Here is a 12,451-nt window from a genome sequence, read left to right as displayed (position 1 = left end):
GCAATGTAGATCGTTTCGGAAAAGTAGAAGATATAACATTCGAGAAAGAGCGAATCTGGAAGATGTACGGTACTGGAGGAAGGCTTTTATCTGGTATTCCTATACATGAGATCGGCACAGTAAAGAAAGGCGATGAGGAGAAGCCAATACAGCAAAATAATTCAATAGGCAAACCTCTCGAAACAATGCCATTCGGAAAGCATAAAGGAGAAAGCTTTAAGGATATCCCCAAAGAATACCGGGAATGGATGCTAAAGTCATTCGATTGGCACGCTGCTAATATGAATCTGAAACAGGCTATTGAAAAGAGTATGATCTTTACACCTCAGTGATGGCAAGATTAGCACCACATTTCGGACAGCTGAATGTAGAATGCTTAGGAGTAGCGAATAATTCAGTTATTTCTACTTCTAAAGCATCTGCAATCTCAATAAGCCTTTTTAAAGGCGGGTTCCCATCTTCGTTTATTGCTTTTGACAATCCAACTTCTGTCATGCCTAGTTTTTCGGAAAAATCCTTTTGAGTGATTCCTTTTTCCTTTAGAAGCTCTTTAACCCTTAGTTTAACTTTATTCATCTTGGTTATAATGTCTATTATTAAACCACGAATGTAATAATATTATTTTAAACAAACTGATAATTTAATTATTTAATATTTTTTAATACTTTATATTTTCTAGATATTAAACTATTAGTTAGTTTTACAACATCAAATTAAACCGGTAATTAAATAATCAAGGATATGGGAACAAAAAGAGAAAGTGTTTTTATGCAAATGCATAATGGTACAAGAACAGGAGAAGGTTCGTTCAATGTGGCTCTGAGAGAATTATTTTACAAAGCAGACATACAGAACCGACACAAGTTGGTAAATGCTTTTCCCGAGTTTTTCGGGGAAGAAGTACCTGAGTTTGGAATATATAAAATAAGCTGAAAACTATGGAAAAGAAAATATACATCATAACCCTGATCGGCAAAACAATGCACGAAGAAACAGCAGATTTTCAGAATGTAGAGTTATATCGTCCTGAATGCTGCAATATGAGGCAAGCTGTAGAATTATCAATAAAGAAAGCTGATGACTTAAATATAGGCGGCTTTCAAGTAACAGATATCTACAAAAGCATTCGGATGCTTGAAATAGAATAAAGCTAATAGTATGAATACAATATTCCATTCATATACAGACGAAGTAATAAAACACCATAATGCCTATGAGTGTAAAATGGCTGCCTACGAAGCCGAAAATGCATGGTGGTACCACTTCTTCCAAGCAGCAGGTTCAAATAACTACGATGCTGAATATGCTAATAGTTTGCGGATAGATGGTGTGTTACCAGAAGAAGCGGCTGAAATAATTAAAAACTCATAAGGGATGAATAAACAAGATGTTCTAAAGCAATGCTACGTTGAAGATAATATAATAAAGCTACCCTCTATACAACTTGACAGAGAGCTTTACCTTGAACTAAAGACAACCCTCGAATTAATAGGGGGCAAATGGAAAGGCGGAAAAACTCAAGGCTTTGTTTTCAAAGAAGATCCTACCGAATATTTGGAGAAGCTTCAAAATGGAGATCAAATAAACCTGAAGAAAGAATTCCAGTTTTTTGCAACTCCTCCGGCTATTGCTGAACGTCTTGTCGAACTAGCTGATATAAAACCCGAATATGATATACTAGAGCCATCTGCTGGGCAAGGCGCTATAATAAATGCAATCCATAAAGTATGTCCTGATGTAGTTGTAGACTGTTTTGAATTAATGGATCTTAATCGTTCTTTCCTTGAGAAGATTGATAATATAAATATAATTGGTAGTGACTTCCTTGAAGAGAAAAAAGATAAATTGTACGATCTAATTATTGCCAATCCGCCATTTTCGAAAAATCAGGATATAGATCATGTTGTCGAAATGTATAAGTGTCTCAAGGACGATGGACGACTAATTTCCATCATGTCGAATCACTGGCGTTTTTCCTCTAACAAAAAAGAAGTTGAATTTAACCGATTTATTGAAAGCGAGGGTGCATATATCTATGATTTACAACCAGGGGATTTCAAGGAAAGCGGAACTAATATACAAGCTTGCATCATAGTACTAGATCGAAAGAATCCGGATGAAATAAAGCGGTTGTTATCAACATTGGAAAAAGGAGAAAAAAGAATCAAAGAAAAAGCAAGCAGTGATAAAGGCCTTATTCCTCCATCTGAATCAAAAAAGGCCGAACAAGAGTTTGCAAACATGTTTAATGACTTCATGTATCGATTCAGTAACTCAGAGGTATTTATTGATTTTCTCGATTACTGCTTACTTGTCTTTAGATGGTGGGACCCCAACCGAGATTTCTCTTATTGGGAAAACAAATACAAAGACTTATATCCTAAACTGCAAATCATGGTCGAGAAGCTTGGTATTGCTTCTGAGAATGGAGGAGAGGGAATGTATGACGCTTTGGGTGATCTTTTCATGGAATTAGTAAGTCATGGTAGAAACGGTCAATTCTTTACTCCTGATAATGTTTGCGACATGATGGCTCAGTTAACTTACGATAAATTAGAGAACGGGCAGAATATACTTGATCCTGCATGCGGAAGCTCCAGAATGTTATTATCTGCAGCAAAAATAAATAGACACGTAAACCTTTTCGGGTGCGATAATGATATTACTTGCTGTAAGATGTCAGTTGTTAATTTTATTCTCAACTCTTTAACCGGAGAAATCGCTCACATGGATTCTTTAAAAATGGAGTATCATAGATCATGGTTCTGTTATACACAAAACATAATGGGTGTAAATTATCCAATGTACGATGTGATAGAGGATCAGGAAGCCTCCCCTTTATGGAAAATTCATATAAATACATTTGATGCTAATAGAGAACGTAGAGAAGAAGAAAAAGCCGAGACAGAGACAGAAACTAAGGTTGAAGAACAACAACCAATACCAGAAGAACCGATTCTCATTCAACCACGTAAAAAGAAAAAAGATACAGCTCAATTAATGTTTGATTTTTAAGATTATGATAGCTAAACCTAAGATACCTGTTTCATGGTCGGAAGACGATATTAAATTCATTCGTAATAATTATTATCAAATGACATGGAAACAGCTGTTTGTAGCCATTAAGGAATTAAACAAAACGGCTACTATCCAAGCTTTACGACATCAATGTATTCGAATGAAGTTAGCAAAACAAGTGCAAATACGCTGGTGTAAAGAGGATATCCAATATCTTATTGATAATTATCAAACTAAAGGGGATAAAGAACTGGCTATAGATTTAAATAAATTAAAGCGGACATTCCGGGTTATAAATGGCAAGAAGGTATATCGTATATTCAAAAAAAAGCATATTGAAAAGAAAATGAATCTGCTTGGTTTAAAGAGATCTATTGATGAATATAATGCAATAAGAAAGCGTAATATTCAAATTGGACTCACACATGCATGGAGTAAAGATAAAAATGTATATACATTGGGGATAAAAGAAGTTGCTAAAGATGGAACAATCAGAACATGGAAACATTATGGACGTATGCTAAAACATATTAAAGTTGATGGAAGATTCAAACACTATCATCGCTTTTTATGGGAGCAAGCTTTTGGCCCAGTACCCAAAGGATATAATGTAATATTTAAAGACGGTGATTCAATGAACTGTGTATTAGAAAACTTGGAATGTATTACCGATAGAGAGATACAGTTGCGTAATTCCGGAACTATCAATTTAGCAGATGGCTTTGTAGCCTTTTGCCTACTCGGTCAGAAATCAACAAAAGATCAAAGAAATAAAATAGTAGAGTCCTATCCCGAATTGATAGAGATTAAAAGACAACAAATGATATTAACTCGTAAAATAAAAGAACAAAATGAGAGCAATTGACAGATTAAAACAAATGATCGGTAATGTTTACCGATATGAAGGCGGTATCGTAACTGTGCATGATGTAGAAATAGCAGAGCCTTTCGGTATCTTGAAAACTGACAATGGAGATATTAAAATTTCTCTTGACGATATCGACGGAGAGCTTAGCTTCTTCTCTCTCAAGAAAGATAACGAAATGGTTCGTAATCCTACCGTTATGCAAATGGTATCACAAAGCGGTGCTATGTACGAGCAGCTACAAAACACTTTACTCGATACCATCAAAAGGGTACAGGAAAATAAGGAATATATTCCTCAAGCTTCTGCGATAAATGAAACGATGAAATCGATTATCGATCTCGAGAAAGTGAAAGTACAGACATTACAATTATTGAAAGCGTAAACTATGCCAATAGACTACAAACGTTATCCACCGAATTGGAAAACAGATATTCGCCCCGCGATACTTGATAGAGCAAACAATTGCTGTGAGCATTGCAGGGTTGAAAACTATTCGATTCGAGACGGAAAGAAGATTGTGCTGACAATTGCACATTTAGACCATGACGAAGAAAACTGGAATATCTCTCATGATAGGCTTGCTGCTTTATGCCAAAGATGTCATTTGAGATATGATGCTAAAGAGAAAGCGAGGAGGAGAAATAACAAGCATAATCAAAATCATATAGAACTAGGCTTATGATCAAATAAAGATAAGCTGTTAATAACTGAACTTCGCTTTATTCTCTTTCATCATTTATATAATATACATTTGTGTAAAACTAACATTAATTATGAAATTTAGAGACGGTGTAGAACGTGACCCTGACGATTACGGATATATTATTTTGAAACAAAAGGATTTGGATACTATATCCAAAAAGCGAGATGAAATACCTGATTACAAAAAAAGCCTAGAATATGTAAAAGAATTTACACAAATACCTACTCTTTACTTGTATAAGATAAAATTTAAGGATTTAGATATAGCAGAAGGATTTCACGAAGCAAATCTAAATTATGTTTGTAGAAGAAGTGAATAGATTACGCTGCCTCAATAATACTTTTATCCTTAGAATTCTTTCTAAGAAAGTCTTTATTGATGATATACGCATTCATTTTATCGGCATCGAATGGTTTTAACAAATCTTTGATGCCTTCTTTATTTAAATTGGGGTCGATCCATCTTTGCTCGTCTTCAGGTGATAGTATAACAGGCATACGTTTTTTTGTATTATGGATATATTCCATTAAAGAATTAGCCCCACTCGTTATTATAGAGAATGAATGGTATATTTCACCTGTTTGCGGATTATTCCAGACATCGAATATTCCGGCCATAGAGAAAATATCTTCATTTTTCACATGAATAAAGTAAGGTATCTTATCTTTCCCTTCATGTCGCCATTCAAAGAAGCCTGTAGACGGAACAATGCATCGTTTTGACATAATAGAATGTCTGAATGACGGCTTTTCGAACAGGGTATCTGCCTTCGCATTGATTGTCATATTCTCGATCTCCTTCGCCTGTTCCTCAGATTTTACCCAAAATGGAACTAACCCCCAATGAAAAGCTTGTAATTCACTGTCACCTGTTACGATTGGATATAATGGATGTGTGAAAGCATTAACATGGTAGTTTTCTTCAAGAATTTCTTTATATATCTCAACAATATCAGTCTTTAGATTATAGCGAGCTGCAAGCTTCTTGGCTTTTGCACTCATGGAGTTATGAAAACACATAATTTTTCTATTAGAAACAATTTAATATTCAAAAAGTTGTAAGTGTCGTTTCTCATCTATAAAATTAACAAATGAACAATCGTTTGTTAGAATTCGTTAAGTATATATCTACAAAAAGAATTCGGAGAATTGCCTAGGATAAATTGATATAAAAGTATTTATTATGCAGAAGAACTTCTGCTAGCTTAAATTTTTATTAAACATAAATCTATGCTTATGAAAAGGAATTTCTACATGGCTATTTTGTCGATAGCAGTTTTACTACTTGGCTGTACTGATAGTGAGAATGAATTAGTGACAGATGATTATTCTAATGGAAAAACGACCAAAGGAATGGTCAGTCCTTCTTTAGGAAAAGAATCATCCAGTAATCCCAATCTATATTATTATTGGGATGATTGGACTAAGGTGAACAACATCTTCCTCAACAGAGAAGGAGAAGTCGATCCTCCTTGGTATACTAATTTCGGAAATTCGATGAGAATACCAGAAAATATAAGAATAGATGTGAAAAAGGAGGATGGATGGATAATGTTGGGGCATACGTTAGAGAGATTGAATCTGGCAGAACCGAATTATATGCTTTTTTATAACAAGAGAACTGGTATCCTGAAAGGTTTTTACTTCTCTGATGCTGCAGAACAAAATCAGAATGTGAAGTGGGTTTTAAGTACATCACAACCTTCTTCTCTTTTACCTGCTAATGAAAGGTTTTCCAATCTAAGTAGTCAGGGACAGACGTATGCAATAACATCAAATATTGTCATTCCCAATGTAATTAGTTCCGAAGGTCCTCTTAATCAAGGTTGGAATTGTTTTACTTTTGAATTACCTTATGGCACTTTAAATCAAAATCCAATTATCAGTATTACAGGATACAGTATTAACCGATACGAATTAACAGGAACAGGAACATTTTCCGGTCAGGTTGTGGTTCCGACAACAGTGACTTCTAACAGCTTGGATTCATGGAAAAGTTTTCTAAACATGACATCAAGCTTTACCGGAGCAACAAGTACTTTTGCTAATTTATTTAAAAAACCGAGTACTAAAACATCAAGCGAACTATTAAATGGCCATAATAAGTCAACTAAAAGTATTATAGGAACTATAGGGATTATAAATTCTGCAGTTTCAATAGCCTCCAGCTTACTTGGTGGTGCGTCTTTCTTTACATCAAAAAAGGAAACTGTCATCCAAAGATATGATTTCAGTGGTAATATTAAATTAACGGGAGAGGTTGTTGGCAAATTTGATGGATTAATTAAATCTATAGACAATATAAATCTTGGTCTTTTAAACAATAATGAAGTACTAGGTGTCTGGGGACTTAAGGAATTACCGAAAATAACTGTTAAAAAGTATGCTTTTGTAAACTCTTTTAGTGTTCCTGTAGATACTGAAAGGTATGATGTTGAGCGATCTCTTTACATAAAACCTGAAGTAAAAAAAGAATCAATAATAATCAATCCGGCCTTACTTCCTTTAATTAAAGACTATAAGGTAACAGTAGGTGATGTAATATCAGCTAGTAGCAGTGATAAAAAAATACGAGGTTTAAAATATGAGCAAATCCAAAATGACTGGTATAGTGCCAATACTGATAAGGGCAGTCTCAAATTACAGACTAAAATTCTCCCTGGTGGCTATATGTATTTACGTGACACAAGATATGTAGATTTTTATATGTCATTTTTGGATACTTTCCCTGAAATGTATGTTAGCGTTTTGGTTGAGATAGAATATAACGATGGAAGCGTCTTGTCTTCTAGTAGAGTTTTCAAAGTTAACGGGTCAATCTATGACAATAAATCTGATATTACGAGGTCAACTCCTAGATATACTCAAAACATATTCGTAAATTATCTTTTTATTGGTGAAGACCGTTTTTCTCTTTAAATAATAGGTTTCCCTTTTAAAATAAATTCCTTATTTTAAAAGGATAACATCACTCAGTTTTGTAGTATAACATGGGCTCAAAAGTTCACGCCGGAGAGTCCATGTTTTATTTGTTCCCTGTATCGCTAAGTTTAGAACATTGCGGGTAAATCCTTTATTCAGGTTATCTACAACTTTCATTAACCTGTTGTGTTTATCACGATCTACATTATCAAATAAATGTGTTTGAATTCCTGTATCAGGTGCTATTTCGGTAATAATAACGCCTGCTTTTTTATATTGATATCCCGGTTTGAATATATTCCCCAAAGCTTCTAATGCATATTTAGTAATCTCCAAGGTGCTGTTTGTCGGCACCGGCAATTCAATAACACTATTACGGAAATATTGCGGAAGATCCTCTCTGAAATTATTAGTATGTATAAAAACCATAAGCGAACAGGCACAAGATTTTTGCTCTCGCAATTTTTCCGAGCATAGAGAAGCGTAGTAGGCTACAGCCTCTCTCATTTGTTCTAGTTCGGTTACAGTCTTACCGAATGCTCTTGAGGTACAAATTTGCTTCTTATCCGGCTGTATCTCTTCCAGACTTATACAGGATTCTCCTTGAAGTTCAAGCCAGGTTCGTTCTCCTACAACAGCCATATATTTACGCACCCATGATCGATGCATCTGTGTGAAATCATAAGCGGTGTTTACTCCTTGCAATTTCAGTTTCTTCTCTGTACGATGCCCAATGCCCCACACATCGCCAATCTCAGTCTTTTGAAGAGCTTTGATGCGTTTTTCTTCGGTATCTATAATACATATCCCTTCGTATTTTTTATACTTCTTCGCAAACTTGTTTGCTATCTTGGCCAGAGTTTTTGTTGGAGCAACACCCATTGAAACAGGTATACCGGTCCATTTGGTAGTTGTATCAACAATATGCTTACCGTATTCTTTTAAATCGCTAAAACCTGATAAGTCGAGGAATGCCTCATCAATAGAGTATACTTCCATATTTGGAGTGAATGACGAAAGAATAGTCATTACACGATTGCTCATATCACCGTAAAGCGTATAATTTGAAGAAAAGACCTTTATTCCGTGTCTCTTTATTTCTTCTTTGATCTGATAAGCGGGAACACCCATTTTAACTCCTATCTTCTTGCTTTCGTTAGATCGTGCAATAACACAGCCGTCATTGTTACTTAAAACAACGATAGGCACATTTCTTAAATCAGGGCGAAATACCCTCTCGCAAGAAGCATAGAAGTTATTACAATCAACTAGGGCAAACATATCAGAAGTCCATTACAGGCGGTTTCTTTATTATCTCTATTATCATACCCCAAATAACAAAGTCGTTTTCGGGTGTGACTTTTATCGGCTCATATTTATTATTTGCGGAGTGAAGCCAGATTATACCTTTATCCTTTTCTTTGAGATTAAGATATTTTGCTGTAAATTCCCCATCAATAAAGCAGATAGCCATTTTTCCATGAACAAAGGGTTCTGATTTATCGACTAAGACAAGATCACCTATATCTAATCCGGCATCTTTCAAACTATCACCTGTAACCTTAGCTATAAATGTAGCTGAAGGATGCTTTATCAGTTCCTTGTTTAGGTCAATAGAAGAATCAATATAATCTTGAGCAGGGCTTGGAAATCCTGCTTTAACACCTCCAACGAAGGGTAATGAAATTTCATTACTCGTCTCTACGGCAAAAAATGTAAGTGCCTTCTTTTTGTCCATTTATTTTGCTATTCGAAGGCAAAAATATATAAGAAAATAATTCTTCGATGTTAATTATATGAGTTTAACTAAAGATGCAATTTTTATATTTTAAATATAAAATGGTACGCATCGACATTAAACCTCTCTCAGTAAACGAAGCATGGCAAGGTAAACGATATAAGACAGAAAAATATAAACAATACGAGAATACCTTACTCTGGCTTTTACCTAAAATAAAAATACCCGAGCCACCTTATGAAATTCATTTCAGATTCGGATTTAGTAATTCTCTTTCCGATTGGGACAACCCGGTAAAACCGACTCAAGACATCTTAAGCAAGAAATACGGGTTCAACGATAAGCTTATTCGCAAGGCTGTAGTAGAAACAGAAATTGTAAAGAAAGGGAATGAATATATTGAGTTTGAGATACGGACTGTAGAATAACTAATCCTGCCAATGGTGTATTGGCAGGATTGGTTTATTGTGGATTAGAAGTCCCTAATTATTAATCTTCGGATTGCAAATCCGAAGCGACAGTAGCTAGATATGTCAAAGTCAATAATTCGCAATATTCAAACCAAAGTTGCCTTACGAATGACTTTGGGAAAGTTTGATATTAGCCTGACGTTGACGAATCTATATTTAATAAAATTAACCCTTAACGCAACAAAGAATTACAAAACATACAAAAGGGAAGAAATAAATAGATAAAGTAATTATTATATTTTTTGTCGTCAAATCTATAGTCTTATCATCCAACTTCTCTTCAATATTTTCTAAACTCACAAATTTATAATATCTTATGTAGAAAAGGATGGCAGTAAGAATCATAATAATCCAAATAGATAAGCCTCCTTCTTTTACATATTTATCGAAAATAAAGAAAACTCTATTATTATAAATAATTCCTGATATAATAATTATATCTATAATAAGAAAAGATGTAAAAGCAGATAAAGCTAAAATAGAACTAAACTTTGCATCTCCATTATCCCTATATTTCATCTGGAGACTACATATCATGTAATAAAATAAATCAACTAATTTCATACTTGTATTTTTAAAACCCAAAACCATCAAAATAACCAGGAACATAATATTCCCCTGTAGTGGGGTTTATTGTATTGTTCAGTGGGTTTTGGTTCGTTTTTATATTTTCTTTAATTTGATCTATATTCGGTTGACCAACAACCTGAAAATAAGTATAGGGCACTGCGGCTTCCCAATATATAATACCTGCAGCACTTATACCAAGATCTATCCCATTTGACAAAGACTGATTATTATAAAAATTAATACCAGAAATACCTAAACTAATCCATGATAGGCTAGACCCTATTTTAGCTGGAATGCGTACTGATTTTTTTGCATATAAAGCTCCATACCTCAAACCTTGTACTCCTTTTACATATTTTCCATTTGCATTAGGCTTAAGTACCGATAAAGAATAGTAATTACCTCGTGATGTTTGAAAATAGCCTGTTCCCCATGGTCTTTGTGTGTAATGTAGTCCGGCATATGTACTAGTTGCTGTTCCACTAACTCCAATTCCAAATGTAAGTATAGGCATATAGCTAGAAGTTTCAGGTTCTACAATAACGTCGTTCGCAGTGGTAATTGTTACATTTCCCCCCCCAGGAATCACAACAATAGTTTCTCCTTTTGGATTAATATAAGTAGTATCCATACCATTAATATCAATGTATTTCAATGGGTTATTTAATACATATGCGTAAGGGCTGTTATCATAATGTAACTCCGCCAATGGATCCACACTTAAAAATCTCCCTATTGCACTTTCATAATACCTTGCCGAATAATCATACAGGTTCAACCCATGCATCTGATCCAGTTCCTTACCATTGTACTTGTATGGCTGCTTGCCTTGTTCTGTTACTGTGCTCTCTGCGAAAGTAGTACCGAAAGGATAATAATGATTCTTCTGTATTACCGTTCCACTGGCATTTAATACTACACGGTTATTACCCAAATGGTCGGTCAAATAATAATGATATACGCCTCCTTCTATATATCCTCCGTCAACCAGTATGCGCTTTAAGGTTCCATTCTCATAGATTTTATTGTCTACATAATCGGTTGTCTTGGTCTGGGTCAATGCTGCTGTATTGATTGCCGAACCAATAACCGGGGTTGTGGAATAGTTTGGATTCCATTTCTGGACAACTTTCAGCTTTTGACCTCCTGCCGAATAGGTATATTCGTTCCTTGCCTCCGCAACGGGACTCTTGATATCCATCTGTCGTGGTAAATTTAAGGAATTATACTGAATCTCTGTTATTCCTTTATTAAAATCTTTTGACATCGCCCCATTGGCATTATAAAAGTACTCTGTAGCTACACTGCTATAGTTCTTGAAGTCGGCTGATTCGGCAAGGCTGATAGTTGCAACGGCATCATCTGCTTTCAGTAATTGATTACCAGTATATGTCATGGTCAGATTATCTATTAAAGCATAGGTTGATGCAGCTGTTTTACCATAACGTTGCAAGGTTGCAATATTTCCATGCTTATCGTATGTATATGCTTCTTTATAGTTGGTATTAGCTGTACCGTTTACCAAGTAATTGGAGGTAATTAATCTCGACAGGTTATCATAGATAAAGACATAGCCAAGCGTATTGGTTTCACTCGACAGCTTCCAACTCATTGCTCCAACATTTCCATTGTACTGTTTGGTACTGCCTCCATAAACATCATTGTAATACAACGTTTGCGTAAATAGGGGACTTGTAATCGATTTTGTCCACGAACGGATGTTATAGCCATAGGTTGACAAAGCGTTAGCTACTCCACCTTTTTTGTTTGTCTTAAGTCTGCCCAGTTCATCATACGTATTTTCAGCAAGGATAACAGCTGTTGCTCCATTGAGCTGATAGGTTTCCTTGGTTATGCGTCCTGCATGGTCATAAGTGTACGCATAGATCTCTGTTTGGGTAGTCTTTCCTGTAGCCTGATGAATATGTTTCTTCTTTGTAAGCTGGCCCATGAAGTTATAGGCGATATATTCTTGCTCGATACCACCTGAAAGGTGATTATTACTTTTGGTCTGTATTAATCGTTCACGGTTATCATAATACATTACCGAGTACAGATAAGTAGGTGAAATACTACCATCGGATAACTGTTGTGCTTTAATAACTCCAGTAAGCAAGCCTTTATTCTTATATTTATTGTCTTCTGTATAATCTTTACCATACC

17 protein-coding genes are annotated in these 12,451 nt (G+C 35.0%); 11 read left to right on the top strand and 6 right to left on the bottom strand.

From position 1 onward, the window contains the following. Window positions 1-332: putative quorum-sensing-regulated virulence factor (locus LDB17_RS01320; RefSeq protein WP_393924844.1), on the top strand; the 332-nt coding region annotated here is incomplete at its 5' end. On the opposite strand, the gene LDB17_RS01315 is transcribed toward LDB17_RS01320, so the two are convergent. Then, entirely contained in the window at window positions 319-576 is a 258-nt protein-coding gene (locus tag LDB17_RS01315; RefSeq protein WP_252639419.1) for a helix-turn-helix domain-containing protein, read from the bottom strand. The genes LDB17_RS01320 and LDB17_RS01315 overlap by 14 nt on opposite strands. 165 nt (window positions 577-741) lie before the next feature. On the opposite strand from LDB17_RS01315, the gene LDB17_RS01310 reads away from it, so the two are divergent. The 8 genes from LDB17_RS01310 to LDB17_RS01275 all read left to right on the top strand — a co-directional run bounded on the left by LDB17_RS01310 (window position 742) and on the right by LDB17_RS01275 (window position 4,908). Beyond that, entirely contained in the window at window positions 742-933 is a 192-nt protein-coding gene (locus LDB17_RS01310; RefSeq protein ID WP_252639420.1) for a hypothetical protein, read from the top strand. A gap of 5 nt (window positions 934-938) precedes the next feature. After that, the gene (locus tag LDB17_RS01305) at window positions 939-1,148 is read left to right on the top strand and encodes a hypothetical protein (protein ID WP_252639421.1); all 210 of its coding nucleotides are present in this window, start codon (window positions 939-941) and stop codon (window positions 1,146-1,148) included. Window positions 1,149-1,158: 10 nt separating this feature from the next. Next, entirely contained in the window at window positions 1,159-1,371 is a 213-nt protein-coding gene (locus LDB17_RS01300; RefSeq protein ID WP_252639422.1) for a hypothetical protein, read from the top strand. 3 nt (window positions 1,372-1,374) lie between these two features. Next, window positions 1,375-3,015 carry an N-6 DNA methylase gene (locus tag LDB17_RS01295; protein WP_252639423.1) on the top strand — a complete coding sequence of 547 codons (1,641 nt, stop codon included), beginning with the start codon at window positions 1,375-1,377 and terminating at the stop codon, window positions 3,013-3,015. Window positions 3,016-3,019: 4 nt separating this feature from the next. Next, a complete protein-coding gene (locus tag LDB17_RS01290; RefSeq protein ID WP_252639424.1) occupies window positions 3,020-3,883 on the top strand; it encodes an HNH endonuclease signature motif containing protein in 864 nt (287 codons plus the stop codon). Continuing rightward, complete coding sequence (locus tag LDB17_RS01285; RefSeq protein ID WP_252639425.1) at window positions 3,870-4,268, top strand: hypothetical protein; 399 nt, start codon at window positions 3,870-3,872, stop codon at window positions 4,266-4,268. Before LDB17_RS01290 ends, LDB17_RS01285 begins: the two co-directional genes overlap by 14 nt. Window positions 4,269-4,271: 3 nt before the next feature. Beyond that, window positions 4,272-4,568: a hypothetical protein gene (locus tag LDB17_RS01280; RefSeq protein ID WP_252639426.1), complete on the top strand. Its 297-nt coding sequence runs from the start codon at window positions 4,272-4,274 to the stop codon at window positions 4,566-4,568. A 91-nt stretch (window positions 4,569-4,659) separates the two neighbouring features. Beyond that, a complete protein-coding gene (locus tag LDB17_RS01275; protein ID WP_252639427.1) occupies window positions 4,660-4,908 on the top strand; it encodes a hypothetical protein in 249 nt (82 codons plus the stop codon). Window position 4,909: 1 nt separating this feature from the next. Here the strand turns inward: LDB17_RS01275 and LDB17_RS01270 are convergent, their stop codons facing one another. Beyond that, entirely contained in the window at window positions 4,910-5,608 is a 699-nt protein-coding gene (locus LDB17_RS01270; protein WP_252639428.1) for an SOS response-associated peptidase, read from the bottom strand. 216 nt (window positions 5,609-5,824) lie between these two features. On the opposite strand from LDB17_RS01270, the gene LDB17_RS01265 reads away from it, so the two are divergent. Beyond that, window positions 5,825-7,507 (top strand): hypothetical protein, encoded by a 1,683-nt coding sequence (locus tag LDB17_RS01265; RefSeq protein ID WP_252639429.1) that lies wholly within the window; start codon window positions 5,825-5,827, stop codon window positions 7,505-7,507. A gap of 30 nt (window positions 7,508-7,537) precedes the next feature. On the opposite strand, the gene LDB17_RS01260 is transcribed toward LDB17_RS01265, so the two are convergent. Together LDB17_RS01260 and LDB17_RS01255 are read right to left on the bottom strand one after the other, a co-directional pair. Continuing rightward, window positions 7,538-8,791: a Y-family DNA polymerase gene (locus tag LDB17_RS01260; protein WP_252639430.1), complete on the bottom strand. Its 1,254-nt coding sequence runs from the start codon at window positions 8,789-8,791 to the stop codon at window positions 7,538-7,540. Between the two features lies 1 nt (window position 8,792). Next, on the bottom strand, window positions 8,793-9,248 hold the full coding sequence (locus LDB17_RS01255; RefSeq protein ID WP_252639431.1) for a LexA family transcriptional regulator: 456 nt from the start codon (window positions 9,246-9,248) through the stop codon (window positions 8,793-8,795). Window positions 9,249-9,349: 101 nt separating this feature from the next. On the opposite strand from LDB17_RS01255, the gene LDB17_RS01250 reads away from it, so the two are divergent. Next, window positions 9,350-9,676, top strand: coding sequence for a RusA family crossover junction endodeoxyribonuclease (locus LDB17_RS01250; RefSeq protein WP_252639432.1), 327 nt, complete (start codon window positions 9,350-9,352; stop codon window positions 9,674-9,676). 207 nt (window positions 9,677-9,883) lie between these two features. Here the strand turns inward: LDB17_RS01250 and LDB17_RS01245 are convergent, their stop codons facing one another. Together LDB17_RS01245 and LDB17_RS01240 are read right to left on the bottom strand one after the other, a co-directional pair. Then, window positions 9,884-10,282 carry a hypothetical protein gene (locus LDB17_RS01245; RefSeq protein WP_252639433.1) on the bottom strand — a complete coding sequence of 133 codons (399 nt, stop codon included), beginning with the start codon at window positions 10,280-10,282 and terminating at the stop codon, window positions 9,884-9,886. A gap of 10 nt (window positions 10,283-10,292) precedes the next feature. Beyond that, the coding region (locus LDB17_RS01240; RefSeq protein ID WP_393924843.1) for an RHS repeat-associated core domain-containing protein at window positions 10,293-12,451 on the bottom strand (2,159 nt) is incomplete at its 5' end.

Origin of the sequence: Dysgonomonas sp. Shenzhen-Wh21 (genome assembly GCF_043392705.1) — a bacterium.
Lineage (GTDB): Bacteria > Bacteroidota > Bacteroidia > Bacteroidales > Dysgonomonadaceae > Dysgonomonas.
This window is presented reverse-complemented; position numbering and strand designations above follow the sequence as displayed.